22 protein-coding genes are annotated in these 25323 nt (G+C 75.0%); 6 read left to right on the top strand and 16 right to left on the bottom strand.

Annotated elements, in window-relative coordinates:
* Nucleotides 1-21: 21 nt before the first annotated feature.
* Entirely contained in the window at nt 22-870 is an 849-nt protein-coding gene (locus ACNHYB_RS13655) for a DUF4097 family beta strand repeat-containing protein (protein ID WP_418275890.1), read from the top strand.
* Nucleotides 871-1055: 185 nt separating this feature from the next.
* Here ACNHYB_RS13655 and ACNHYB_RS13650 read toward each other — a convergent pair whose 3' ends face one another.
* The 15 genes from ACNHYB_RS13650 to dacB form a co-directional block, all read right to left on the bottom strand.
* Nucleotides 1056-2732, bottom strand: a complete 1677-nt coding sequence (locus ACNHYB_RS13650; RefSeq protein ID WP_418275888.1) for an L-aspartate oxidase — start codon at nt 2730-2732, stop codon at nt 1056-1058.
* Complete coding sequence (gene panD, locus ACNHYB_RS13645) at nt 2729-3139, bottom strand: aspartate 1-decarboxylase (protein WP_418278061.1); 411 nt, start codon at nt 3137-3139, stop codon at nt 2729-2731. Before panD ends, ACNHYB_RS13650 begins: the two co-directional genes overlap by 4 nt.
* 76 nt (nt 3140-3215) lie before the next feature.
* A complete protein-coding gene (panC, locus tag ACNHYB_RS13640) occupies nt 3216-4277 on the bottom strand; it encodes a pantoate--beta-alanine ligase (RefSeq protein WP_418275887.1) in 1062 nt (353 codons plus the stop codon).
* A complete protein-coding gene (locus ACNHYB_RS13635; RefSeq protein ID WP_418275885.1) occupies nt 4274-5251 on the bottom strand; it encodes a Rossmann-like and DUF2520 domain-containing protein in 978 nt (325 codons plus the stop codon). The genes panC and ACNHYB_RS13635 overlap by 4 nt, the downstream gene beginning before the upstream one ends.
* Nucleotides 5248-6978: a PH domain-containing protein gene (locus tag ACNHYB_RS13630; protein ID WP_418275883.1), complete on the bottom strand. Its 1731-nt coding sequence runs from the start codon at nt 6976-6978 to the stop codon at nt 5248-5250. The genes ACNHYB_RS13635 and ACNHYB_RS13630 overlap by 4 nt, the downstream gene beginning before the upstream one ends.
* Nucleotides 6975-7523, bottom strand: coding sequence for a PH domain-containing protein (locus tag ACNHYB_RS13625; protein ID WP_418275882.1), 549 nt, complete (start codon nt 7521-7523; stop codon nt 6975-6977). Before ACNHYB_RS13625 ends, ACNHYB_RS13630 begins: the two co-directional genes overlap by 4 nt.
* Nucleotides 7524-7582: 59 nt before the next feature.
* Nucleotides 7583-8053: a DUF3180 domain-containing protein gene (locus tag ACNHYB_RS13620; protein ID WP_418275881.1), complete on the bottom strand. Its 471-nt coding sequence runs from the start codon at nt 8051-8053 to the stop codon at nt 7583-7585.
* 1 nt (nt 8054) lies between these two features.
* On the bottom strand, nt 8055-10286 hold the full coding sequence (folK, locus tag ACNHYB_RS13615; RefSeq protein WP_418275879.1) for a 2-amino-4-hydroxy-6-hydroxymethyldihydropteridine diphosphokinase: 2232 nt from the start codon (nt 10284-10286) through the stop codon (nt 8055-8057).
* Nucleotides 10283-11221, bottom strand: coding sequence for a dihydropteroate synthase (folP, locus tag ACNHYB_RS13610; RefSeq protein WP_418275878.1), 939 nt, complete (start codon nt 11219-11221; stop codon nt 10283-10285). Before folP ends, folK begins: the two co-directional genes overlap by 4 nt.
* A gap of 3 nt (nt 11222-11224) precedes the next feature.
* Nucleotides 11225-11824 (bottom strand): GTP cyclohydrolase I FolE, encoded by a 600-nt coding sequence (folE, locus tag ACNHYB_RS13605; RefSeq protein WP_418278060.1) that lies wholly within the window; start codon nt 11822-11824, stop codon nt 11225-11227.
* 26 nt (nt 11825-11850) lie between these two features.
* The gene (gene ftsH / locus ACNHYB_RS13600; RefSeq protein WP_418278059.1) at nt 11851-13917 is read right to left on the bottom strand and encodes an ATP-dependent zinc metalloprotease FtsH; all 2067 of its coding nucleotides are present in this window, start codon (nt 13915-13917) and stop codon (nt 11851-11853) included.
* Between the two features lie 109 nt (nt 13918-14026).
* On the bottom strand, nt 14027-14578 hold the full coding sequence (hpt, locus tag ACNHYB_RS13595; RefSeq protein WP_418275877.1) for a hypoxanthine phosphoribosyltransferase: 552 nt from the start codon (nt 14576-14578) through the stop codon (nt 14027-14029).
* 4 nt (nt 14579-14582) lie between these two features.
* Nucleotides 14583-15641: a tRNA lysidine(34) synthetase TilS gene (gene tilS, locus ACNHYB_RS13590; RefSeq protein WP_418275875.1), complete on the bottom strand. Its 1059-nt coding sequence runs from the start codon at nt 15639-15641 to the stop codon at nt 14583-14585.
* A gap of 12 nt (nt 15642-15653) precedes the next feature.
* Entirely contained in the window at nt 15654-16790 is a 1137-nt protein-coding gene (locus ACNHYB_RS13585) for a zinc-dependent metalloprotease (protein WP_418275874.1), read from the bottom strand.
* Between the two features lie 48 nt (nt 16791-16838).
* On the bottom strand, nt 16839-18257 hold the full coding sequence (dacB, locus tag ACNHYB_RS13580; RefSeq protein ID WP_418275873.1) for a D-alanyl-D-alanine carboxypeptidase/D-alanyl-D-alanine-endopeptidase: 1419 nt from the start codon (nt 18255-18257) through the stop codon (nt 16839-16841).
* 171 nt (nt 18258-18428) lie between these two features.
* Between dacB and ACNHYB_RS13575 the strand changes: the two genes are divergently transcribed.
* The 5 genes from ACNHYB_RS13575 (at nt 18429) to ACNHYB_RS13555 (ending at nt 23271) form a co-directional block, all read left to right on the top strand.
* Nucleotides 18429-18926: an inorganic diphosphatase gene (locus tag ACNHYB_RS13575; protein WP_418275872.1), complete on the top strand. Its 498-nt coding sequence runs from the start codon at nt 18429-18431 to the stop codon at nt 18924-18926.
* Nucleotides 18927-19202: 276 nt separating this feature from the next.
* Nucleotides 19203-20264, top strand: coding sequence for a zinc-binding dehydrogenase (locus tag ACNHYB_RS13570; protein ID WP_418275871.1), 1062 nt, complete (start codon nt 19203-19205; stop codon nt 20262-20264).
* Nucleotides 20265-20336: 72 nt separating this feature from the next.
* The gene (gene metX / locus ACNHYB_RS13565; protein WP_418275870.1) at nt 20337-21566 is read left to right on the top strand and encodes a homoserine O-acetyltransferase MetX; all 1230 of its coding nucleotides are present in this window, start codon (nt 20337-20339) and stop codon (nt 21564-21566) included.
* A 139-nt stretch (nt 21567-21705) separates the two neighbouring features.
* The gene (locus tag ACNHYB_RS13560) at nt 21706-22125 is read left to right on the top strand and encodes a VOC family protein (RefSeq protein WP_418275868.1); all 420 of its coding nucleotides are present in this window, start codon (nt 21706-21708) and stop codon (nt 22123-22125) included.
* Nucleotides 22126-22308: 183 nt separating this feature from the next.
* A complete protein-coding gene (locus ACNHYB_RS13555) occupies nt 22309-23271 on the top strand; it encodes a zinc-binding dehydrogenase (protein ID WP_418275866.1) in 963 nt (320 codons plus the stop codon).
* A gap of 19 nt (nt 23272-23290) precedes the next feature.
* On the opposite strand, the gene ACNHYB_RS13550 is transcribed toward ACNHYB_RS13555, so the two are convergent.
* Complete coding sequence (locus ACNHYB_RS13550) at nt 23291-25309, bottom strand: hypothetical protein (RefSeq protein ID WP_418275865.1); 2019 nt, start codon at nt 25307-25309, stop codon at nt 23291-23293.
* Between the last annotated feature and the right edge of the window lie 14 nt (nt 25310-25323).

Genomic DNA, 25323 nt, shown 5'->3' with positions numbered 1-25323 from the left:
CACCACCGAGGGAGCTCCGTCATGCCCACGTTCGCCGTCGACCACCCCGTCCACCTCCAGGTGGACGTCCCCTTCGCCAACCTGCACGTCGTCGCCTCCGAGCGGGACGACGTCGTCGTCACCGCCGTGCCCAGCGATCCCGGCAGGTCCGGCAGCGTCAGGGCCGCCGAGGAGATCCGCGTCGACCGTGACGGGGACACCGTCACGATCAGCTACCCGGGCTCCTGGAAGCAGTGGGTCCTGCCGTTCGCCGCCGGCACCGCCGACATCAGCGTCGAGCTGCCCGCCGGTTCCGAGCTCCGCGGAAAGACGGGCTCCCTGTACGCCGAGGGAGCGCTGGGGGTCGTGGAGATGTCGCTGGCCGCGGGCGACGCCCGCGTGGACGACGCCGCACGGCTCGTCCTGAAGGTCGCGGCGGGCTCCGTGACCGTCGGCCGCACGTCCGGCAGCGCCCAGATCTCCGCCAGCGCCGGTTCCGTCCGCCTGGACCACGTCAGCGGGGACAGCTCCGTCAAGGCCGCCAACGGCACCGTCAGCGTCGGTACCGTCACCGGCAGCCTGACCGTACGCGGCTCCAACGGCGACATCTCCGTGAGCCGGTCGCTCGGCACCGTCACGGCGAGGTCGGCGCACGCGTCCATCCGCGTCGACCGCCTCGAGGCGGGCACGGCCGACCTCACCACCTCGTTCGGCACCATCGACGTGGGCGTCCCCGAGGGCACCGCCGCGTACCTCGACCTGAGCTGCGAGCACGGCACCGTCCGCAACCAGCTCACCCCCACCGAGGGCCCCGTGGCGGACGAGTCCACCGCCGAGCTCCGGGCGGGCACCGGCTACGGCGACGTCGTCGTCCGGCGACCGCTCGCCTGATCGCCGACACCTTGCACGCGTCCCGCCCGGAGGCACGGCCATGCCCACCATGGGCCCGCGTGCTGTACCGGCGCGAGCGGCGCCTCTGAGCGACGACCCGTGGCGCGGGCAGTGCCCGTCGCCCGCCGTCGGCCGGGCCGCGGCCGCGGCCGCCACCGTCCCGGGGTCCCGGCCCGCGCCGGGGACTAGGCGACGACGAGACCGCCGTCGTCGTCCAACCGCACCGTGATCCGCCGCTCGAAGGCCGGGTCCCGGTGCGGGTGGTCGGCACGGAAGTGTCCTCCGCGGCTCTCGGTGCGGACGGTTGCCGCCCGCACCAGCGCGCGGGCGACCTGGTGGACGTTGGTGGTCTCCCACTCGGCGGCCTGCGGGGCCGCGACGACGCCGACCGCGCCGTGCGCCGTCGTCGTGACGTCCGCGAGCAGCGCGTCCGCACGGTCCAGCGACTCGGCGCTGCGGATCGGCCCGGCGCCGTCCGAGGCGATCCGCTGCACCCGGGACCGCGCCGCGGCCGCCACGAGGGCCGCCCCGCCCGGACGCTCGGCAGGCTCGGGCGCGGTGCCCAGCTCGCCGGTGTCGAACCGGGCGGCGACGTCGTGCGCGGCCCGGTGGGCGAACACCAGGCCCTCCAGCAGCGAGTTGGACGCCAGCCGGTTCGCACCGTGCACACCGGTGCAGGCGACCTCGCCGACGGCGTACAGCCCCGGCACCGACGTGCGTCCGCGCAGGTCGGTCACCACCCCGCCCGAGTGGTAGTGCTGCGCGGGGGCCACCGGCACGGGCTCCTCGGCCCAGTCGAGCCCGGCCTGGCGCAGACGGGCCGAGATGCCGGGGAACCGGCGCTGCAGGAACTGCGCACCCAGCCCCCGGGCGTCCAGCAGGACGTGGTCCGACGACGTGGCGGCCATCTGCCGCACGATCGCGTGCGCGACGACATCGCGCGGCGCGAGCTCGGCCAGCTCGTGCACGGCCGGCATGAAGCGGTGCCCGTGCACGTCCAGCAGCAGCGCACCCTCGCCGCGGACGGCCTCGCTGATGAGCGGGAGCTGACCTCTCGCGCCCGCGCCGAGCCACAGCACGGTGGGGTGGAACTGCACGAACTCCAGGTCGCCCAGCACGGCCCCGGCACGCAGCGCGGCCGCGATGCCGTCCGCCGTCGCCCCGGGCGGGTTGGTCGACGAGCGGAATACCTGCCCCACTCCCCCGGTCGCGAGCACCACGACCGGTGCGAGCACCGCCCCGACCCCGTCGCGGGACCCGGCGCCGCGCACGTGCAGCGTCACGCCCGCCACCGCCCGTTCGCCCGTCGCCGACGGCGCCGAGGTGAGGACGTCCAGCACGAGCGCGTTCTCGATGACCTCGATGCCGGGGTCGTCCTGGACCGCCTCGATCTGGGCGACCAGCGCCCGGGAGATCTCCGCACCCGTGGCGTCCCCGCCCGCGTGGGCGATGCGGTCCGCCCGGTGCCCGCCCTCGCGGGTCAGGGCGATCCCGCCGTCGTCCGCGCGGTCGAAGGTGGCGCCGCGGGCGACCAGCTCGTGCACCCGGTCCGGGCCCTCGGTGACCAGCACCTCGACGGCCGCCGGGTCGCTCAGCCCGACGCCGGCCACGAGGGTGTCGTGCAGGTGCGCGGCGGGGGTGTCGTCCGGGTCGAGGACGGCGGCGATGCCGCCCTGCGCCCACACCGTCGAGCCGGAGGACAGCTCGGCCTTGGTGACGAGCAGGACCCGCGGCACCCTGGTGCGCAGCTCGAGCGCGGCCGTCAGCCCGGCGATGCCGGACCCGACGACGACGGCGTCGGCGCGCGTCGTCCAGCCGGGAGCCGGGGCCGCGAGGGACCGGGCGAGACGGGCTGGCGTCACCGGGCGCCGAGCGGGAGTCCCGAGGCGACCAGTCCGTAGCCGTCGGGCACCTGGCCCGGGTCGTCGTGCACCTCGACGATCCGGTTGTGCTCGTCCACGAAGACGACGTTCGGCAGGAAGGAGCGGGCGTCCGCGTCGGACAGCATGCCGTAGGCGATGATGATGACGACGTCGCCCGGGGACACCAGGTGGGCCGCGGCACCGTTGATGCTGATCTGGCCGGAGCCCGGCTCGCCCGGGATCACGTACGTCGTCAGCCGCGCGCCGTTGGTGACGTCGACGACGTCGACCTGCTGACCGGGGATGAGGTCGGCCGCCTCCAGCAGGTCGGTGTCCACGGTGATGGATCCCACATAGTGCAGGTCCGCCTGGGTCACCGTGGCGCGGTGGATCTTGCCGATCATCATCGGTCGCGTCAGGGACGCGGGACGGCGCGCCGGGGCCCGGCGGGCGTCCGCAGGGTCCGCCGCGGCGGGGTTCAGCTCAGTCACGTTCTTCTGCCTCCTGGCCTGCGGGCTCCCCCTGCTGCGGGGGCGCGACGACGTCCACGGCCTGGTTGTCGATCAGTCGGGTGGTGCCCACGCGTGCGGCGACGAGCAGCAGCGCGTGCCCGGTGTGCTCGGCAGGCACCTCCTCCACGGTAGCCGGGTCGACGAGTGCGAGGTAGTCCACCACAACGTCGGGAACCTGGTTGAGGATTCCCGACGCCGTCGAGATCACGGCCGCCGCGCCACCGCCGGCAGCGGCCTGGCGGGCGCCCCCGGCCAGCGCGGCGGACAGGGCCAGCGCGGAGGACCGCTCGGCGTCGGACAGGTAGGCGTTGCGCGACGACATCGCGAGGCCGTCGTCGTCCCGTCGTGTGGCGACGCCGACGATCTCCACCCCCAGGTCGAGGTCGCGCACCATCCGTCGGACGGCGAGGAGCTGCTGGGCGTCCTTCTGCCCGAACAGCGCCACGTCAGGACGGGTGAGCTGCAGCAGCTTGAGGACCACCGTCAGGACGCCGTCCAGGTGCCCCGGGCGGAACGCGCCCTCCAGCACCTCACCGATCCGACCTGCACTGACGCGCACGACCGGGTCGCCGTCCGGGTAGACGACGTCCGGCGTCGGCGCGAAGACGACGTCCGCGCCGACGCCCGCGAGCCGGGCCACGTCACCGTCGAGGTCACGCGGGTAGGCGTCGAGGTCCTCACCGGGACCGAACTGCAACGGGTTGACGAAGATCGTCACGAGGACCTGACCGGTCGGCCCCGCCTCCTCGCGCGCACGCCGCACCAGGTCGAGGTGGCCCTCGTGCAGCGCGCCCATCGTCATGACGACGGCGCGCCGGTCCGTCGGCTCCGGACCGCTCAGCGTCCAGGCCGTCTGGGCGTCGCGCAGCTCGTCGCGGGTGCGCACGACGACGGGACCGCCGCCCTCCGGCGCGCTCGGCACCGTCGGCTGGGTCGACTGGGCCGGCTGGGCCGGCTGGGCCGGCCGGGCCGGCTGGGTCGACTGGGTCGGCTGGGTCGACTGGTGAGACGGCGTCTCCGGTTCGTCCGTCATGGGTGCTCCTTCGGTGACTCGTCGAGGACGTCGAGGAGCCGGCGAGCGGCGACGTCGTCGATGCGGTGGCTCGCGAGGGCCCGGCGGGTCGCCCCGCGGGCCAGCTCGGTGTACGTGGCGGGGACGTCGGTCGCGCCCGTGCGGGTCGCGAGGTCCTCCAGGACCTCCAGGTGGGCGGTGACCGTCCCCGCGTCGCCCCGGGACACGGGTCCGGTCAGGGCCGCGATGGCGCCCGGGCCGACGTCGTCGCGCACGTCCGCCGACCGGACCGCGCCGTCGAGGGCCGCGCCGAGCAGCGGGGCGAGCACCCGGCCGGGCCGGTCGATGCCCGCGGCCTCCAGCGCCTGCGCCGCCTGGGCGACGAGCACCACCAGATGGTTCGAGGCGTGCGCCAGGGCGGCGTGGTACAGCTCGCGCGCGCCCTCGTCGACGACGACGGGCTCCCCGCCGATCTCCACGACCAGCGCCTGCCCGATGGGCAGCACGGCCGCGGGCGCGGTGACGGCGAACGTGCAGCCCTCGATCCGCGCCAGGTCGAGGGACATGCCGGAGAAGGTCATCGCGGGGTGCAGCGCCACCGGGATCGCACCCGCCCGCTGGGCCGGGGCGAGCACGCCCGTGCCGTACCGGCCCGAGGTGTGGACCACGAGCTGACCGCCCTGCCAGGCGCCGACCTCCGCCAGACCGGCGACGAGGTCCGCCAGGGAGTCGTCGGGCACCGCCAGCAGCACCAGCTCGGCACGTTCGACGACCTCCGGCACCGTGAGGTTCGGGACGCCGGGCAGCAGGGTCTCGATGCGTTCCCGGGACTCCTCGGACACCCCGGACGCGCCGACGACGGTGTGCCCGGCCGAGCGCAGCGCGCTGCCGAGCACCGCACCGACGCGACCCGCGCCCACGACGCCCACCCCGAGCCGCCCCGGACGCGCGCCGGGGTCCCCGCCGGGCAGGCCCGACGGCGTCACCCCGCTCATGCGTCCACCTCTCGCCGGGACGAGCTACCCCCGTCGCGGCCATCACCGTCGTAGCCGGCACCGTGGTCGTCCTCGTCCGGGTCGAGGACGTCGATCCCGAGCGCGGGCGCCAGCGCCACGACCTGCTCCATCCAGCGCTCGGGCGGCTGGTGCGCCCGGGCCGTGCGAGCACGGACCGACTGCTCGGACAGCAGACCCGCGGCGTCGTCGGACGCGAGGTGCGCCACCTGGGGCGTGACCGGTCCGGGCGTGGAGTGCACGGTGAACGACGCGAGCCCGCGCCGACGCTGCCACGGGCCCTGGGCGACGCCGAGGGACTGCGTTCGCTCGTGCGGCACCACCGTCAGGACCCGGGTCAGCCGACCCGTGCGCAGCAGCAGGACGCGGTCGGCGACCGCGAAACCGTTGCGCCGCCAGCTGATGGGGTCCAGCAGCCGGGCGGAGCGAGGGCTCGTCGTGAAGAAGCGGTCGGTGCGCGCGTCCCCCGTCAGCCCCTCGTCGACGACCGCCTCGACCCCGTCGCTGCCGAGGTCGGGCAGCACGAGCCACAGCGCCGTGAGCGCCTCGTCCCGCGGACCCACCGGCAGCAGCACGTGCTGGGTCTGGTTCGGGCCCTCGACGCCGTACCCGGCGACGTTGACCTTGACCCGCCACCAGCCCTTGCTGCGCCACCAGAAGCTCTGCGAGATCGACAGCGCCTGGACGCGCCCCGGCGGGATGGTCTGGGCGCGGGTCTCCAGCAGTCCGTGCCGCAGCCGGATGCCGTCGGGCGAGATCGCCGCCCGGAACCCGAACTCCCCGGCGAACCGGCTGAACAGGTAGGCGCCGGCACCGAGCAGGCCGGGCAGGATCGACCCGAGCAACCCGAAGTTGCGTGTCACCCCGACGGCGACGCCCAGCCCGACCAGCACGACCAGCAGGATCCAGATGGCGGGCAGCCGCAGCAGCGAGGAGACGAGCCGACCGGGCGGCAGCTCGTAGACGAGGTTCTCGGGCGCCTCCTGCGCCGGGACGTCGAGGTCGACCGGCACGCCCCGGTCCCCCGGCCCCCCGGGGGCGACCGTCGGATCGACGGCACCGTCGACCCCGGCGGACGAGGTCGCACCGACCGCAGCGGCAGCGCCGGCCGCCGCGTCCACCGCCGGGCCCTCCGCGCTCGGGGCGCCCGTGCCCGACGCGCCCGACCCGGCCGCGGGCGGACCTGCGGCCTGCTGGGCACGACGCGCCTTGACGCCCGCCGCGCGCGCGAGGAGCTCCGCACGGAGCTGGTTCGCGTCCTCCAGGCGCAGGAACCCGATCGCGACCCCGGAGTCCGACCCGCCCGCGACCTCCAGCGTCAGCTCCGCCAGGCCGAACAGCCGCGCGAGCAGCGGCTGACGCACGTCCACCGCCTGGAGCCGGTCCAGGCGCGCGTGCCGCTGCTGGCGGAACAGGATCCCCTTGCGCAGGTGTGCGGCGTCGTCGTCCACGGCGTACGACGTCATCCGCCACGCCAGGTAGGTGAAGCCCACCACGACCAGGAGGAAGACGACCAGGGCGAGCAGCGCCACCCACCACAGCCGGGCGACCTGCCCGGCGACCTCGCCCGCGTACTCGATGCTGTCCAGCATCTGGCTGCCGAGGACGAAGAGCAGGGCGACCACGACCGCCCACGCCCGCACGAGGGGCGTGACGGGGTGCACCCGCCGCCACTGCTGCTCCCGGACGGGGGTCTCGACGCCGGTCACAGGCCCGCCAGCCTCGCCTCGCCGTGCGCGCTGAGACGGTCGCGCAGGCGCTCCGCCTCCTGCGGGGGAAGCCCGGGGATCTCCGCGTCGGTGCTGGCGGCCGCGGTGTGGAGCTGGACCGTCGCGATGCCGAACCGGCGGGCCAGCGGCCCGGCCGTGACGTCGACGAACTGCATGCGCCCGTACGGCACGACGACGAGCTGGCGGAACAGGATGCCCTTGCGGATCAGCAGGTCCTCGTCGCGCTCCGCGTACCCCATTGCACGGACCTGGCGCGGGATCAGCAGACCCACCCACAGGGCCAGCAGCGCGAGGACGGCGACCGGGATCCACAGCCACGGCGTGAGGATCACGGCGAGCACCGCGCACAGCACCAGCGGCAGCCCGAGCCAGAGGCCCACCAGGATGAGACGCGCCGGGATCAGCCGGGTCGACACCCGGTCCCAGGTCACTCCCGCGGGCTGGAACGGGTCGCCTGCGGGGGCGGGCGCCGACGGGACGTCCGGCACGGCTCCGGCCTGCGGCTCGGGTTCGATGCTGGTCATGGCCCTATCCTCCCACCAGCGGGGGCAGGCCATGCGCCGCCGTCAGCGGGACGACGACGTCAGGACGTGACCGCGTCGGCCTCGCCGTCGTCCTCGTCCGGCGGCAGCTCGCAGAACTTCTCGACCACCAGACCGACGACGGCGAGCACCACGGAGACCACCAGCGCCGCCCCGGAGACGATCGCCTGGTCCCGCCGCGCCTCGACGTCGAGCTGGGGCAGCACGACGAGCACCGCGGCCGCGTACCGGCCGGCCAGGAGAGCGCCCGTCCAGGCCGCGGCCTTGGCCATGGCGAAGGTGCGTGCCGCACGCAACGGGTCGAGGTCCGGCTTGTCCCCGCGCAGGTAGGCGCGCACCGACCAGCCGGCCCACAGCACCAGGCCCGCGAGGAGCGCGAGCGCGACCACCTCGACCAACGCCGCGCCCGGGAGGTACGTGCCGCGGGACTCCAGGAGCCGCAGCAGCACCGTGCCGAAGGCCGCGACCGCGACCGCGAGCGTCAGCAGGGCCCGGACCCGGGTGCGCCGCACGTCAGCCGTGACCCGGTGTCCGGCGATCCGGGTCGTCGGAGTAGCGGTCGGGGTGGAAGGGGCTCGGCGGGTCGGCGGGCTGCACGAATCCGGGCTGCACGAATCCGGGGGCGACCTGGTGCGGCCCGCTCAGCGGCTGCGGGACGTAGGCCGGAGGACCTTCCCGCTCAGGGGGGTAGACGTCGGGATCGGCGTGCGGCACGGACCCGCGGGTCTCGGGCGGGTGAGCCGTCGGCTGGTAGGCGGTCGGCTGGTAGGCGGTCGGCTCGTATGAGGTGGGCTCGTACGCGGTCGGCTCGTACGCGGTCGGCTCGTAGGGCTCGGGTGCCGACGCCTCCGGGGCGGGACGCGCCGCGGGTGCCTGCGACACGGCCGGCGACGGTTCGTAGACCCGCACCTCGGGCTGGTAGAACCCCTGCGCCGGCGTCGCCCAGGGGGCCTCCCCGGTCGACGGCCCGGCCGAGGTCTGGTGCGGGGCCGCAGGTTGCTGGGCCACGGGGTGCTGGGCCGCGGGGTGCTGGGCCACGGGCTGGGGAGGCACGACCTGCGAAGGCTCGGGCGGGGGCAGTGGCAGAGCCGACGGTGCCGCAGGCTGCGGTGCCGAGATCGTCTCCACCGGTTCGTACGCCCACGGCGCCGGCGGGACGACGTGCGCCTGCGGTTCCGCGCCCGGCAGGCTCGACCCGGCAGGCGGCAGGTCAGGGTCCGCGGGCAGCGCGGCGTGCGGCGCGGGTGGGAGGGAGCCCGGCGCACCGAACGGTCCGTCGGTCGGCGCGGGGACGGCGGGAGCCTGGTCGGTCACGGGCCGCTCCCGCCTCGCGTCGTCCGACGTCGGGTCGACCGAGGGCGGGTACGCGGCAGGTTCCGGCGCGACGGGCACCGGCCCGGACGGGGCGTGCTCGAACGGCGCGTGCTCGGACGGGGCCTGCTCGGCGTGGCCGGGCTCCTCGACGTCGTGGGGCTCGACGTCCTGGGGCTCGAAACCCGGGGCCCCGGCGTCATGAGGCGCATCGTCCTGAGGCGCGACGTCCTGGGGCGCGACGTCCGGCGCGGCCTGGACCTGCACCGCGCCGGTGGAGGCCGGTTCGGTCAGCCAGTCCAGCGCGAGCCAGCGGATCCCGCCACGGTCGGGAGCGGTCGCGGCGAGCTGGGACACCGGCCCGCCACCGAGACCGCCGAGGACCGCCTCGGGGTCGAGCTCGGCCCACGGCACCAGCACGAACGCCCGCTCGCGGGCCCGCGGGTGCGGCAGCTCCAGGTCCTCGGCCGTGGAGGTCAGGTCCCCGTAGGTGATGACGTCGATGTCCAGCGTGCGGGGCCCCCACCGCTCGTCGCGGACGCGGCCGTGCAGGAGCTCGACCTCCTGGCAGGCGCCGAGCAGGTCGCGCGGCGGCAACGTGGTCCGCACCAGCAGCACGGCGTTGAGGAAGTCCGGCTGCTCCGGCCCGACGGCGACCGTCCGGGCCAGCGGCGAGACCTCCATGACCTGCACGCCGGGGATGCGGTCGATGTCCGTCACCGCGGCGCGCAGCGTCCCCTGCGGGTCGCCGACGTTCGCCCCCAGAGCGAGCACGGCCCCCACGGGCGACGAGGGAGCCTCGTCGAGCGGGTCGAGGGGCGTCGGCTCGACGGCGTCCTCGACGTGCTCCAGCGGTTCCCGGACCTCGCCCGGGTCGGCGTCCGCCTCGTCCGTGCCGTGCGCCTGCGCCGCGAAGGCGTCCGCGACCGGGACCGGCGGCGCGGGCACGTCGTGCGGCGCAGGGACGTCGGCGGGCTCCGGGGTCAGCAGCGCCGCCGGGACCCCCGCGGCGGGCGAGGCGACGGCGGGCAGGTTCACCCTGTCCCGCCGCACCACGATCTCGACGTCGTCGAACGGCACCTCGATGGGCGCCTGCGGCTTGTGCACGCGCACGTCGACCGCCTGCACCGCCGGACGGTCCAGCACCACCGCGGCGATCCGCTCGACGAGCGTCTCCACCAGGTCGACGGGTTCGCCCGCGAGGACGGCGTGCACGTCCTCGGCGACCTCCGCGTAGCTGACCGTCCGCGCGAGATCGTCCGACGTCGCCGCCGCACGGGTGTCCAGGTGCAGCACGACGTCGGCGACGAACGTCTGGCCGTCGGCGCGCTCCTGCGGCAGGACGCCGTGGTGCCCCAGCGCCCTCACCCCGGTCAGCCGGATCTGGTCCAGCGGCCGGCCGTCCGGACCTGGCACGGTGTCGGCGTACGTCACGGGCTTGCCTCCGTCGTCGAGTCCCCGGCCGCTGCGGCGTGCACCGGGGGTGGGTCTGAGTTCGTGCGGGCGGCATCCTCCCACGCCGCGGCGACGCGGACGGCGTCCACGCTGGCACGAGCGGAGTGGACGCGCACGCACCAGGCTCCGGCCTGCGCGGACAGCGCCGAGATCGCCGCCGTCGCGTCGTCGCGCTCCAACGGCGGGACCGGGGCGCCCGTGGGACCGGCGTCACCGAGCAGGTGACCGAGGAAGCGTTTGCGCGACGCACCCACCAGCACCGGCCGGCCGAGGGAGTGCAGGGCGTCCAGGTGGGCGAGCAGGGGCCAGTTCAGCGCGCCGGCCTTCGAGAACCCCAGACCCGGGTCGAGGACGATCTGCTCGGTTGCGACACCGGCGTCGGTCAGGGCCGCCATGCGCGCACCCAGCTCGTCGCGGACCTCCGCGACGACGTCGTCGTACACCTCGAGGTCGTCCATCACGTCCGCGTGGCCACGCCAGTGCATCGCCACGTACGCGACGCCGGTGGCGGCCACCACGTCCGCCATCGCCGGGTCGGCGAGCCCGCCCGAGACGTCGTTGACGATCTTCGCCCCGGCGGCCACCGCCTCCGCCGCCACGGCGGCGCGGGTGGTGTCGACGGACACGACGGCCCCGGCGGCGGCGAGCCGACCGATCACGGGGACGACGCGGCGCAGCTCCTCCGCCTCGTCGACGCGGGCCGAACCCGGCCTCGTGGACTCCCCGCCGACGTCGAGGACGTCCGCGCCCTCGCCGAGCAGGTCGAGGCCGTGCCGGACGCCGGCGTCGGGCTCGAACCACTGCCCGCCGTCGGAGAACGAGTCCGGGGTGATGTTGACGACGCCCATCACCAGGCAACGGCCGGTGCCGGTGAGCTCCGGCAGGCCGGCGACCACGGCGTCGCGGGAGGTCATGGGCTAACGCCCCAGGATCAGGCTCATCGCCTCGGCGCGCGTGGCGGCGGTCTGCATCTGCCCCCGCACCGCCGAGGTCACCGTCCGGGCGCCCGGCTTGCGCACGCCGCGCATCGACATGCACAGGTGCTCGCACTCCACGACGACGATCACGCCGCGCGGCTCGAGGATCTGCACCAGCGAGTCCGCGATCTGCGTGGTGAGCCGCTCCTGGACCTGAGGGCGCCGGGCGTACACCTCCACGAGCCGGGCGAGCTTCGACAGCCCGGTGATGCGTCCGTCGGTGCTGGGGATGTAGCCGATGTGCGCCACACCGTGGAAGGGCACCAGGTGGTGCTCGCAGGTGGAGAACACCTCGATGTCCTTGACCAGCACCATCTCCTCGTGGCCGAGGTCGAACGTGGTGGTCAGCACGTCGCGGGGCTCCTGACGCAGCCCGGCGAAGATCTCGCGGTACGCCCGGGCCACCCGCGCGGGGGTGTCCTTCAGCCCTTCGCGGTCGGGGTCCTCGCCGACGGCGAGCAGCAGCTCGCGCACGGCCGCCTCGGCCCGCGGCTCGTCGTAGGGGGGCACGTCGGCGGGCGCGCGACCCTCCAGCGACACCCGGCTCAGCGGAAGGTCGCGGTCCGTCACGCGCCCTCCTCGGAGGAGCCCGTGCCCGGGGCGTCGACGTCGCGTCCCGCGGACTCCTCGGCCTCCGGGTTCCCGACGACGGCGGCCTCGTCCTGCGGGAGCCCGCCGGTGGTGCCGTCGGTCGAGTAGGCGGCCTTCTCGCCCTCGGTCATCACCGGGCCACGGGTGTGCACGGTGCGCTGCTCGGAGGAGAGCCAGACGTCCCGCGCGTCGCGCTTGGTCACCGGGGCGAAGATCTCCGCGAGCTCGGCCTGGTTGAGGGTCTCGGCCTCGAGCAGGCGCAGCACCAGGTCGTCGAGGACGTCGCGGTACTGGGTGAGCACCTCCCAGGCCTCGTCGTGGGCGGCCTCGACGAGCTGGCGGACCTCGTGGTCCACCGTCCCGGCGACCGCCTCGGAGTAGTCGCGCTGGTGGCCCATGTCGCGACCCATGAACGGCTCGCCCGAGCCGTTGCCCAGCTTGATCGCCCCGACCTTGTCGCTCATGCCGTACTCGGTGACCATCTTGCGCGCGATCGCGCTGGCCTTCTCGATGTCGTTGCTGGCGCCCGTCGTCGGGTCGTGGAACACGATCTCCTCGGCGACGCGCCCACCCATCGCGTAGGCGAGCTGGTCGAGGAGCTCGTTGCGGGTCGTGGAGTACTTGTCCTCGGTGGGCATCACCATCGTGTAGCCCAGCGCACGCCCGCGCGGCAGGATCGTGACCTTCGTGACCGGGTCGGTGTACCGCATCGCGGCGGCCACCAGGGCGTGGCCGCCCTCGTGGTAGGCCGTGATCTTCTGCTCCTTGACGTTCATCACGCGGGTGCGCTTCTGCGGCCCGGCGATGACGCGGTCGATCGCCTCGTCGAGCGCCCGGTCGTCGATGAGCTGCGCGCCGGAGCGTGCCGTCAGCAGGGCAGCCTCGTTGAGGACGTTGGCCAGGTCGGCACCGGTGAACCCGGGGGTGCGGCGCGCGACGGCGGCGAGGTCGATCGACTCGACCATCGGCTTGCCCTGCGCGTGCACCGTGAGGATCCGCTCGCGGCCCTTGAGGTCGGGCGCCTCGACGGCGACCTGCCGGTCGAAGCGGCCCGGGCGCAGCAGGGCCGGGTCGAGGATGTCGGGACGGTTGGTCGCCGCGATGAGGATGACGTTCGTCTTGACGTCGAAGCCGTCCATCTCGACGAGCATCTGGTTCAGCGTCTGCTCGCGCTCGTCGTGACCGCCGCCCATGCCGGCACCGCGGTGACGACCGACGGCGTCGATCTCGTCGATGAAGATGATGGCCGGCGCGTTCGTCTTGGCCTGCTCGAACAGGTCGCGCACCCGCGAGGCACCGACACCGACGAACATCTCGACGAAGTCGGACCCGGAGATCGAGTAGAACGGCACGCCCGCCTCACCGGCGACGGCACGCGCCAGCAGGGTCTTGCCGGTCCCGGGCGGGCCGTACAGCAGCACGCCCTTGGGGATCTTCGCGCCCACGGCCTGGAACTTCTCCGGCTCGGCGAGGAACTCCTTGATCTCGTGGAGCTCCTCGACGGCCTCGTCCACGCCCGCGACGTCGGCGAACGTGACCTGCGGCATGTCCTTGCTGATGAGCTTGGCCTTGGACTTGCCGAAGCCCATGACGCGGTTGCCGCCGCCCTGCATGCGGGACAGCACGAACCAGAAGATCACCAGGATGATGAGGAACGGGATGAGGAAGCTGAACAGCGAGCTCAGGAACGACGGCTGCGGCACGTTCGTGTCGTAGCCCTCGGGCAGGTCGGCGCCCGTCACGGCGGTCACGACGTCCTCGCCCTGCGGGGCCACCCAGAAGAAGTCGACCTTCTCCCCGTAGTCCACCTCGTCGTCGCCCTCGCCGGTGACGTAGGGCTCGCTCAGCTCGAGCTCGACGCGCTGGTCCCCGTCGATGATGAGGGCGTGGTCGACCGTGTCCCCCGCCAGGAGCTCGAGGCCCTCGGACGTCTCGATGCGCTCGACCCGTTCCCCGGAGAACGCGGAGAACGCGAGCGCGACGACGATCAGGCCGAGCGCGATCCAGACGAGCGGGCCGCTGAAGATCTTCTTGAGGTTCATCCGTGACGGGGCGCTGCCCCGCATCCCTTCGTTCGGGCGGTGGTTCGACACACGAAACTACACTCCCGGCCGGAGAGTTCCCCGTGGTGTTCGCCCACGGCGTCGAAGCTCAGGCGTAGACGTGCGGGGCGAGCGTCCCGATGAAGGGCAGGTTGCGGTACTTCTCGTCGTAGTCGAGGCCGTACCCGACGACGAACTCGTTCGGGATGTCGAACCCGACGTACTTCACGTCGACGTCGACCTTGGCGGCGTCGGGCTTGCGCAGCATCGTGGCGATCTCGACGGACTTCGGACCGCGGGAGCGCAGGTTCTGCACGAGCCACGAGAGCGTCAGGCCGGAGTCGATGATGTCCTCGGCGATGAGGACGTTGCGCCCCGACAGGTCGGCGTCGAGGTCCTTGAGGATCCGCACCACGCCGGAGGACTTGGTGCCCGACCCGTAGGAGGACACGGCCATCCAGTCCATCTGGACCGGGTGGTGCAGGCGACGGGACAGGTCCGCCATGACCATGACGGCGCCCTTGAGCACCCCGACGAGGAGCAGGTCCTTGCCGGCGTAGTCGGCGTCGATCTGGGCAGCCATCTCGTCGAGCCGCGACCCGAGCTGTTCCTCGGTGAGCAGGATTTCGGCGAGGTCGCCGGCGACGTCCGACTGGTCCACGGGGTTACTCCTCAGGATGCGTGAAGGGGGGTAGCGGGCCCGTGGCGGACGGGCGCAGGAACAGCCTGCCACACGCGCGCCACGCCCGTGCGTCGCTCGGGAGGTGCACCGCACCCTGCCCGTGCCAGCGCACGACCAGGGCGTCGAGCGCGTCGACGTGCCCCGACGTCGTCGTCCCTGCTGGACAGCCCGCCGCGAGCGCGGCCGCACGCAGGGCGCGACGACGCAGCGCCGGGGGCGCGTCGGCGAGGACAGTGACGTCCAGCACGGTCCCGCCGTCGGCCGCGGTAGCACCTGCGGCGTCCAGCAGGTCGGCCGCCAGGGCGTCCAGCAGGTCGGCGTCCTGGCGGAGCAGCGCGGCGCTGCGCGCGAGCGCCTCCACGGCGCCCGGACCCAGCACGGCGGTCAGCTCGGGCAGCAGCCTGCCTCGCACCGCCGACCGCAGGGGTCCGCCGTCGGGGGCGTTCGTGGGGTCGTGCCACGGTTCGACGCCGACGACGGCGCACACCCGCTCGGTCTGGGCACGCCGCAGGTCGAGGAACGGGCGCCGGTACCGGCCGCGCCGTCGTGGCATCCCCGCGAGCGACCGCGCCCCGCTGCCCCGGGCGAGGCCGAGCAGCACCTGCTCCGCCTGGTCGTCGAGGGTGTGGCCGAGCAGCACGGCGACGGCACCGAGCTCCACGGCGACGTCGTCGAGCAGGGCGTACCGGGCGTCGCGCGCGGCCGCCTCGCCGCCGTCCGGCGAGGGTGCGACGTCGGCCCGCCGCACCAGGACCGGGTCGAGGCCCAGGTCACGGCACTGCGCGGCGGCCCGCGACGCGACGTCGGCCGAGCCGGGCTGCAGGCCGTGGTCGACGACGACGGCCCCCGCCCGCACCGCGTGCCCGCGCGCACGCACCGACCGGCCGACCCGGCGCGCCTCGCTCGCGACGGCGGCCGCGAGCGCGAGGGAGTCCGCCCCTCCCGAGCAGGCGACGAGCACGAGGTCACCGGCGTCGAGGTCCGCGAGGTCGGCCCGCACGGCCGTGCGCGCGGCGGCGAGCGCGGCGTCGACGTGCCCCACCGGCCGCCCGCCCTAGCCGTGCACGCGCCGCACCCAGGCGCGCGGGTCGGCGATCTCACGATCGCTGGGGAGGTGCTCCGGGGCGGCCCACACGGCGTTGAGCCCGTCACGCCCCACCGAGGTCTCGACGGCGCGGACGAACGCGGCGCCGTCGCGGTACTGGGCGAGCTTGGCGTCCATGCCGAGCAGCCGCCGCAGGACGACGTCGAGCCGGGGCGCCCCGGCACCGTCGCGGCGTCGTTCGAACCGGGCGCGGATGGTGCGCACGGTGGGTACGACACGGCGGCCGACGGCGTCCATCATGACGTCGGCGTGCCCCTCGAGGAGTGCCATGACGGCGGTGATCTGCGCCAGCTCCCGCTTCTGCGCGGGGCCGAAGACCTGGTCGAGGGGGGTGGTCAGGTCGCCGCGGACGGCGTCGACGACGGTGCGGCCCAGCAGCGCGACCTTCTCCCGCACCGGGGCACGGCTCAGCCCGACGGACGTGGTGGCCACGTCCTGGAGCAGCGCGCCGAGCCGACCGGCGAGGTGCTCGGCGAGCCACGGGGCGGTGGCGAACTGCACGGCGTGGGTCTGCTCGTGCAGGCACACCCACAGCCGGAAGTCGGGGCCGTCGAGCCGCATCGCCTGCTCGGCGGCCAGCACGTTGGGGGCGACGAGCATCAGGACGGGCCGGCCCGGGGTGTACGGGTCGAACTGGCCGAGGACCTTGCTGGACAGCAGCGCGAGCAGACCGCCGACCTCGGCGGCGCCGGCGAGCCGGGCGGCAGCCGACTCGGGCAGCCGCCCGCCGTCGCCGACCGCACCGAGGACGGGCTCCGTCAGGCGTGCCATCGACCGGGTGTTGGCCTGCGCCCAGGTGGCGCGGTCCACGACGCGGACGTCGCCGAGGTCCGGCCGCTCCGGCGGGCGGAGGCGGGCGAACCGTCCGGCGGCGTCGCGGCCCCGGCCGGGCCCTGCCGGCGAGCCCGCGGGTGTCATGCGGGTGACTCCCAGGACGTGGTCGACGGCGTCGTCCGCCGCGGTCCGCAGACCTGCGACGAGGTCGTCGAGCTGGTCGCGCGAGGCCACGGGCCCCGGCCGGGCGACCCGGCGCGCGATCTGTGCGGCGGCGGTCCAGTCGACGGCGGCGGGGCTGGGTGAGGTCACGGGTCCACCGTAGCGACCGGGTCGCGGCGCGGCGCCGTGCCGGCGGGCCTACGGGGCGTCGGTGGTGCAGCCGCAGGCGGCGAGGTCGCCGACGAACTCGTCGAAGAGCATGTTGGCCCCGTACGAGCCGCCCTCGGGGATGGCGTCGGCGGTGACGGCGAACAGCAGGAGACGGTCGTCGGTGGTGACGACGGTCCCGGCCAGCGAGCGGATGTCGGGCAGGGAGCCCGTCTTGGCGCTGGCGTAGCCGCGGCCGGGGTTGCCCTCGGCGAAGCGCTCGTGGAGCGTGCCCTCCATCCCGGCGATCGGCAGCCCGGTGACGGCCTCGCGCATCGTCGGGTCCTGGGCGGCGACGGCGAGGGTGTCGACGAGCTGGCGCACGCTCGTCGACGACCCGGTGCCGAGCCCGGACAGGTCGGTCAGGACGGCACCGGTGAGGTCGACGCCGAGGCTCTCGACGGTGGCGACGACCTCGCTGATCGCGGCCTCCTGGGAGCCGGGCAGGCCCGCGTCGACGGCCACGAGCCGGCCCACCACCTCGGTGAGCGTGTTGTCCGACTCCTCCAGCAGGTAGGAGACGATCTGTCCGAGCGGCGCCGAGTCGACCCGGCCGATCTCGCGGGCGGAGGACGCGGCGGTCTGGCGGGAGATGCTGCCGGACACGGTGACGCCACGGTCCTCGAGGGCGGCGGCGAACTGGTCCGCGGCAGCCATCGCCGGGTCGCTCTCGCGCTTGGCGTACTTGTCGTCGGTGAGCCGGGCGACGTCGACGGCGAGGGCGGCGACCGGTGCGACGTAGCCGTCGGCGACGTCGGAGTCCCGCACCGTCGGGGAGACGTCGGGCCCGCTGAAGAGGGTGTCGTCCACGGCGAGCGAGACGGAGTCACGGCCGCTGAGCGTCACCTGGGCGACGACCTGGTCGGCGAGGTCGCCGAGGCCGGCCCGGCCGTTGACCGCGTCGGGGTCGCCGGCGTCGGGCGCGAGCATCATGTCTCCCCCGCCCACGAGCACGACCTGCGAGTCCCCTTCCAGCACGGCACGGGTGGGCAGGGTGACCTCGCCGCCCGGACCGGCGTACGCGGCGACGGCCGTGAGGATCTTCTGCGTGGAGGCGGGGACCTGCTGGCGACCGGCCGCGGACTCCCCCAGGGTCTCGCCGGTCGCGGCGTCCGTGACGAGCACCCCGACGCGCTTGCCGAGCCGGTCGTCCTCGGCGAGCGCGGTGACGAGGTCACCGATCCGGTCGGTGTCCGGGACGGGCGCGGCCTCGGGCAGCGCGGGGACGGCGACCTCGGGGCTGGGGCCGGGGACGGCGCCCGGGGCGTCGGGGAACGGGGCGGGGGCGTCGTACGGTGCGGCGAGGGTGACCATGCCCGGAACGACGTCGTACGCGTCGGCCACGAGGTAGCCGCAGAACAGCGCCAGGACGGACGCCACGGTGGCGCCGACCTTGAGCCGCCACCTCATCCGATCCTCCAGAAGTCGTGAACCTGGTCACAAGCAGGCTCGTACGGGCCGTATTCTCGCACGTTCCACCCGCCCCGGACGCGCACGACGCCGGGTCGGGGTGGGGCCCGCATGGCACACTGGGGACGCGCACGCACCTTGATCGGCGCACGCCCCACGACTGGAGGAACAGTGGAGTTCGACGTCACCATCGAGATCCCGAAGGGTCAGCGGAACAAGTACGAGGTGGACCACGAGACAGGTCGCATCCGTCTGGACCGCATGCTCTTCACCTCGACGCGGTACCCGGACGACTACGGGTTCATCGAGGGCACGCTCGGCGAGGACGGCGACCCGCTGGACGCGCTGGTCCTCCTCGAGGAGCCCACGTTCCCCGGCTGCCTCATCAAGTGCCGCGCACTGGGCATGTTCCGCATGCGCGACGAGGCCGGCGGCGACGACAAGGTCCTGTGCGTCCCGCTCGGTGACCAGCGTGCCGCGTGGCGCCAGGACATCGACGACGTCTCGGACTTCCACCGCCTGGAGATCCAGCACTTCTTCGAGGTCTACAAGGACCTGGAGCCGGGCAAGTCCGTCGAGGGCGCGCACTGGGTCGGCCGCGAGGAGGCCGAGTCCGAGATCGAGCGCTCGTTCCAGCGCGCCAAGGACGCGGGCTACTACAACCACTGACCCCGGCACCCTGACGTGCCGAACATGCCCTGGCGGCCCGTCCCGACTCCGGGACGGGCCGCCAGGGCATGTTCGACCGTTCAGAAGGCATGGTCGGCGGCGGTGGGCGGCCGGGAGGGACCCGCGCCGGCCTCGAAGCCCGCTCGCGCCGAACAGGCGGGGCTCGCCCTCGACGCCGGCCGGCTCGCACTGGTCCGGCGGCTCCTTCCGGACTGAGACGGCTTCTCCCGTCGCGGCCGACGACGCGTGTCCCGGCGGGCGGCCTACGGTGGTCCCATGCTCGCCACGATGATCCACGCCGCCCATGACGTCCGCGCCGAGGAGCGCCCCGACCCCGTGCTGCGCGCGCCGGGCGACGCCGTCGTGCGCGTCCTGGCCGCGTGCGTGTGCGGGTCCGACCTGTGGCCGTACCGCGGCGTCACCCCCACGAAGGCTCCGCACCCGATCGGCCACGAGCTCGTCGGCGTGGTCGAGGAGGTCGGGTCCGAGGTGACCTCGGCGAGGCCCGGCGACCTCGTCGTCGTCCCGTTCTCCCTGAGCTGCGGGTCCTGCCAGGCGTGCCGGGCCGGTTTCCCCTCGGCGTGCGCGGTGGTGACGTTCTTCGGGTCGACCGACCGCGACGGCCACCCCGTCGACGGCGCGCAGGGCGAACGGGTGCGCATCCCGCTGGCGCAGCACTCCCTGTTCCCGGTCGGGCGGTCGGAGGCGGACGCGGAGGCCGCGGGCCTGGTGCCGCACCTGCTCGCCCTGTCGGACGTGATGTCGACGGGGCACCACGCCGCGGTGTCGGCCGGGGTCGGCGCCGGGGACACGGTCGTGGTGGTCGGTGACGGCGCGGTGGGGCTGTGCGGCGTGATCGCCGCGCGGCGCCTCGGGGCCGGTCGGGTCGTGGCGATGTCGCGGCACGCGGACCGGGCGGCGCTCGCCCGTGACCTGGGCGCGACCGACGTCGTCGCCGAGCGCGGTGACGAGGGCGTGGCGGCGCTGCGCGACCTGCTCGGCGGCGATCTGGCCGACGCGGCGCTGGAGTGCGTGGGCACGGAGCAGTCGATGGCGCAGGCGCTGGGCGTGGTGCGCGGTGGCGGCCGGGTCGGCTTCGTGGGCGTCCCGCACGGCGGTGCGAACCTGCCGATCCGTCAGCTCTTCGGCCGCAACATCACGGTCGGTGGCGGGATGGCGCCGGCCCGCACGCACATGGCGACGCTGCTGGAGGACGTGCTGTCCGGGGCGATCGAGCCCGGCCGGGTGTTCGACGTCGAGATGCCGCTGGCGGACGTCGCCGAGGCGTACGCGGCGATGGACGAGCGGCGGGCGACGAAGGTGCTGCTGCGGCCGTGACCGTCTCACATGATGGTCCCGCATCGTGAGATGCGGTGGGCAGGTGCCCCGGCGGGGCTTACCGTCGAGACCATGACCGCGACGCCGACCCGCCCCCCGGGCACCGCCCCCGGCCCGGGCACCGCCCGCGGTGCGCGCCGCGTGCCGGCCACGAGCGTCCCGGCCTCGGGCGCCTGGCGCGAGGGCGACCCCGTCGCCAACCGGCAGTTCCGCGACGTCGGCACGTTCGACCTCGAGGCCGGCGGTCGCCTCCCGGACGTCCGCGTCGCCTACGAGACGTTCGGCGAGCTCGCGCCCGACGGGTCCAACGCCGTCCTCGTCCTGCACGCCCTCACCGGCGACGCCCACGTGCACGGGTCCGCCGGCCCCGGCCAGTCCACGGCCGGCTGGTGGGAGTCCATGATCGGACCCGGCGCCCCGCTCGACACGGACCGCTACTTCGTCGTCGCGCCCAACGTGCTCGGCGGCTGCCAGGGCACCACCGGGCCGGCGTCGACCGCGCCCGACGGCCGCCCCTGGGGCGGCAGGTTCCCCCGGATCACCACGCGCGACCAGGTCGCCGTCGAGATCGAGCTGGCCCGCCAGCTCGGCATCACCTCGTGGGAGGCGGTGGTCGGGGCGTCCATGGGCGGCATGCGCGTGCTGGAGTGGGCCGTGCTGGGACCGGAGGCCGGCATCGAGGTCCGCTCGATCGCGGCCATCGCCACCTGCGCCCAGTCCTCCGGCGACCAGATCGCCTGGGCCCACCCCCAGCTCGGCGCGATCCGCTCCGACTCGCGGTGGAACGGCGGCGACTACTACGACGCGCCCGACGGCGAGGGCCCGCACGCAGGCCTGGCCATCGCCCGGCAGATCGCCCACACCACCTACCGCACCGCCCTCGAGCTCGACGAACGGTTCGGCAGGCTCCCGCAGGGCGGCGAGGACCCCCTGGTCGACGGGCGCTTCGCCGTGCAGTCCTACCTGGACCACCACGGCGACAAGCTCGCCCGCCGGTTCGACGCCAACTCCTACGTGCGGCTCACCGAGACGATGATGACGCACGACCTCGGACGCGACCGGGGCGGCGTCGAGGCCGCACTGCGCCAGATCACCGCCCGCGCCCTCGTCGTGGCCGTGGACTCCGACCGCCTGTTCCCGCCCGCGCAGTCCGAGCGGCTCGCCGCCGGGCTGCCCGGCGCCGACGGCGTGCGGACGATCCGCTCCGACTTCGGCCACGACGGGTTCCTCGTCGAGCACGAGCAGCTCGGGCCGCTCGTGCGCGAGTTCCTCGCCGAGCCGGTCCAGCGCCCCGCGAGATAGCACGAGGCAGCACCGGCCTGCACCGGCCTGCGACGCACCACGGGCCCGCGGAGCACCACGAGCGAGCGTCGGTGGCGCCGCCTAGCGTGGTGCCCGGCGTCGACGACGGCGCCCGCGACGCTGCGCCTCGGAGGTCACCATGGCCAAGCTCAACCCGTACATCAGCTTCCGGTCCGACGCCCGCCCCGCCCTGGAGTTCTACCGGTCCGTGCTGGGTGGCTCGCTCGACATCACGACGTTCGGCTCCGTGCCCGGCATGACCGACGACCCGGCCGACGCCGAGCTCGTCATGCACGGCCAGCTCGACACCGACGGCGGCCTCACGCTCATGGCCGCCGACACCCCGTCGTCCATGACGTACGTGGCCCCCACCTCCGGCATGACCGTCGCCATCACGGGCGACGGCGACGACCTGGACCACGTGCGCGGCATGATCGCGGGGCTGTCCGACGGCGCGGCGGACGTCCTGCCGTTCGAGCGGGCGCCGTGGGGCGACTACTACGGCCAGCTCACCGACCGCTTCGGCGTCACCTGGATGTTCAACGTCGGCGCGCAGTGACGCCAGGGCTCAACCGGCCGAGGTGACCAGGATCCTCTCGCGTCGCCCTCGAGGGCGCGCAGGTCCTGCTCGGCGCCCGCCGCGCCGACCGCGGAGCGGAACCGGGCCTCGGCGGCGGCCAGGGCCTGCGTGCGCCGGCCCGGGTTCCGGGTACCGGTCGGTGGCGTCGTCTACGTTGGGAGCATGCTCGCCGCCACCGTCGCCCGCTTCAGCCCTGACGCTCCCCTCGACGGCCTGGAGGTGACGGACCGGCCCGAACCGGAGCAGCGGGAGCACTGGACCACCGTCGAGGTGCGGGCGGCCGCGCTGAACCACCACGACCTGTGGTCGCTGCGGGGCGTGGGCCTGAGCGCCGAACAGCTCCCCATGATCCTCGGCACCGACGCCGCGGGCGTCGCCCCGGACGGGACCGAGGTCGTGGTGCACGGGGTGATCGGCGCGGACGGTCACGGCGTCGGACCTCGCGAGCGCCGCTCGCTGCTGTCCGAGCGCTACCCCGGCACCCTGGCGGAGAAGGTGGCCGTCCCCACCGCGAACCTCGTGCCCAAGCCGGCCGGCCTGTCGTTCGCCGAGGCCGCCTGCCTGCCCACCGCCTGGCTCACCGCCTATCGGATGCTGTTCGGCGCCGCCGCCCTGCGACCGGGCGACCTCGTGCTGGTGCAGGGTGTGGGCGGCGGGGTGGCCACCGCGGCGATCGTGCTCGGCGCGGCGGCCGGGCTGGAGGTCACGGCGACGTCGCGTGACGCCGCCAAGCGGGACCGGGCCCTGGAGCTCGGGGCCGTGCACGCCCTCGAACCGGGCGGGCGGCTGCCGGCGGGCCGGGTCGACGCGGTGGTCGAGTCCGTCGGCCAGGCGACGTGGGCGCACTCGGTGCGGTCGGTGCGGCCCGGCGGGACGATCGTGGTGTGCGGGGCGACGAGCGGCGACGCTCCCGCGGCGGAGCTGACCCGGGTGTTCTTCAACGAGATCCGCGTGCAGGGGGTGACGATGGGGTCACGTGACGACCTGGCCGCGCTGCTGCGGTTCTGCGAGCGGACCGGCGTACGACCCGTCGTGGACTCCGAGGTCGCGCTGGACGACGTCGCCACCGGTCTGGGCCGGCTCGCGGCCGGCGAGCAGACGGGCAAGATCGTCGTCGTGCCGTGACGCTCCGGACGACGTCGGCTCAGGCGAACCGGGCGCGGTAGGCCTCCAGCAGCGAGATGCCGTCGGGCTCGATCCGCCACACGTTCCAGCCGTCGTCCGTCTCCATCCCGCACGCCACGGTCGCGGCGCGGTCGGGATGCTGGAAGCGTGACCCGTCGGGGAGCACGATGAACCCCTCCGGGGTGAGCACCGCCTCGAAGTGCTGGCGGCGACGCGGCCGGGACCAGACGAGCCGGGCGGGCGCGGCGAGCATGCTCGCCAGGGCGATCAGGTCGCCGTCCACCTCCTCGACGGGTGCCGCCACGCCCGGGGCGGGCTCGAAGTAGTCGCGCTCGGGGGGCGGGGTGTACGACGGCGCCTCCAGCGGCGGGACGGAGAGGCGCGGCAGGTCGTCGGAGGCGCTGGTCCAGCGGTCCGGCGTCGACGGCTCCCACTCGCGCTCGTCCATGGCGGACAGCGGGACGCGCGAGTCCAGCGGGTCGATCCCCGGGGCCGGCGGGTCCCAGGGCGCGGGCTCGCGCGGTGCCGGTTCACGCGGGAGGTCACGGCGCTCGGCGTCACGGCGTGCGGCACGTCCACCGGCGACGGGGAACGACGACGCCGCGACCCGCGCGAAGTCCTCCCCCAGTCCCGGGGTGTCGGCGCTGGCGGGCGACGTCGTGCGGCGGGCGAGCTCCGCGAGATCGAGGTCCTGGGCGGACGCCGCCGAGGCCGCCGTGAACGCGGCGAGCTCCGGGGAGACCTCCGACGGCTCGGACGCGCGGAACCGGTCCGCCCGGGTGCGACGCCGCGGCGGGTCCGCCTGCTGCCGGCCCGGCGCCTGCGGAGCGTCGTCGCGGGGAGCCTCCCGGTGCCCGCCGGACCGTGACGTCGACGGGGACGTGGGCCCGTCCGGCGGCGGCGGGACGGGGGCGTGCCTGCTCGGCGCGGCGAAGGGCGCGGGGGCCGGGCCGGACGACGTCGGGGCTGCCGGCGGCGGGGGCGGCGGGAGGTCGGGGGCGTGCGGGGCGGAGCCCACCTGCGGGATCGACAGGCTCGGCGTCCCCGCCTGCGCGCGGCGCTCGGCGCGGCTGCGCCGCTGGGGGGCCTGCCCGGGCGCCTCGTCCTCACGACCTCGCCCGGGTCCCGCACCGGGTGCCGCAGGAGCCGAGCCCACGGCGGGTGCCGCCGTCCGACGGGCGCGCTGGCTCGTCGTGGGCTCGTCCGCCGGCTGCTCGGCAGGTTCGGGGGCGTTCGTGGCGGCCGACCGGGCGAACGCCGGGCGCGGCACGATCGGCTGCGCGGACGTGCCCGGGACGTCGGCGCGGGTCGCGCCGCGTGGGGGTGCCGCGGCGGCGGGGCTCCGGTCGGTGAGCGCGATCCCGACCTTGACGCCGTCGGCGAACGTGCCGTCCTCCGCCGCGCCGCCGGACGCCGACGACGCCGAGGCGGGGGCGACGCCGGACAGCTGCGGCGACGTGGCCCCCGACGCCGGGTGGATGACGAGCGGCGAGACGTCGACGAACCGGCGCCCGTCCTGGCTGTGCATCACGCCCATCTTGAGGACCTCGACGGGCATGGTGGGCTGGCGCAGGAAGTCCACGGCGTTGAGGATCTCCTCGCCGGCCTCCTGGCAGATGACGATGAGGCGGGCGCTCGACCGGCCCGGCTGGGAGCGGGTGATGGGCACGGAGTCGTAGAACGCGGCGACGTCGCGCTGGAACGCGTTCGGCCCCCCGTGGTAGCGCGAGGCGATCTCCCCGCGGGTGAGGCGCCCGGCCCATCCGGCGTGGTCGAGGGCCTTGGTCAGCGCCCCGCGGTCGAGCTCGGCGACGAGCTCGACGACGACGGGCGAGCCCGTGGCGTCCAGCGCGAGCAGGTGCGGCTCGTCGGGCCCGACGCCCTGCGCCACGGGGAAGATCTGCTCACCGAGCAGGCCGTCGATGTGGGAGTCGACGACCCGGTGCGCCGTGGTGCCGAGGCTCGGCTCGACCGCCCCGGCCGACCGCCCCGTCTGCACGAGGAGCGGCCTGCTGGCGTCGACCTCGAACAGTGGCATGACGATGACTCCCC

This window comes from Isoptericola jiangsuensis (assembly GCF_048320105.1).
Taxonomy (GTDB): Bacteria; Actinomycetota; Actinomycetes; order Actinomycetales; family Cellulomonadaceae; genus Isoptericola; species Isoptericola jiangsuensis_A.
The sequence above is the reverse complement of the archived record's forward strand: the minus strand, read 5'-3'. Positions and strand labels throughout refer to the sequence as shown.

Excerpts from the sequence above, each read along its gene's own strand:
- ftsH (WP_418278059.1), bottom strand. The coding sequence starts at position 13,917 with ATGAACCTCAAGAAGATCTTCAGCGGCCCGCTCGTCTGGATCGCGCTC.
- folP (WP_418275878.1), bottom strand. The coding sequence starts at position 11,221 with ATGACCTCCCGCGACGCCGTGGTCGCCGGCCTGCCGGAGCTCACCGGC.
- dacB (WP_418275873.1), bottom strand. The coding sequence starts at position 18,257 with ATGAGGTGGCGGCTCAAGGTCGGCGCCACCGTGGCGTCCGTCCTGGCG.
- ACNHYB_RS13655 (WP_418275890.1), top strand. The coding sequence starts at position 22 with ATGCCCACGTTCGCCGTCGACCACCCCGTCCACCTCCAGGTGGACGTC.
- panD (WP_418278061.1), bottom strand. The coding sequence starts at position 3,139 with ATGATGATCGGCAAGATCCACCGCGCCACGGTGACCCAGGCGGACCTG.
- ACNHYB_RS13635 (WP_418275885.1), bottom strand. The coding sequence starts at position 5,251 with ATGAGCGGGGTGACGCCGTCGGGCCTGCCCGGCGGGGACCCCGGCGCG.
- ACNHYB_RS13570 (WP_418275871.1), top strand. The coding sequence starts at position 19,203 with ATGCTCGCCACGATGATCCACGCCGCCCATGACGTCCGCGCCGAGGAG.
- ACNHYB_RS13560 (WP_418275868.1), top strand. The coding sequence starts at position 21,706 with ATGGCCAAGCTCAACCCGTACATCAGCTTCCGGTCCGACGCCCGCCCC.
- metX (WP_418275870.1), top strand. The coding sequence starts at position 20,337 with ATGACCGCGACGCCGACCCGCCCCCCGGGCACCGCCCCCGGCCCGGGC.
- ACNHYB_RS13625 (WP_418275882.1), bottom strand. The coding sequence starts at position 7,523 with ATGACCAGCATCGAACCCGAGCCGCAGGCCGGAGCCGTGCCGGACGTC.
- panC (WP_418275887.1), bottom strand. The coding sequence starts at position 4,277 with ATGACGGACGAACCGGAGACGCCGTCTCACCAGTCGACCCAGCCGACC.
- ACNHYB_RS13550 (WP_418275865.1), bottom strand. The coding sequence starts at position 25,309 with ATGCCACTGTTCGAGGTCGACGCCAGCAGGCCGCTCCTCGTGCAGACG.
- ACNHYB_RS13555 (WP_418275866.1), top strand. The coding sequence starts at position 22,309 with ATGCTCGCCGCCACCGTCGCCCGCTTCAGCCCTGACGCTCCCCTCGAC.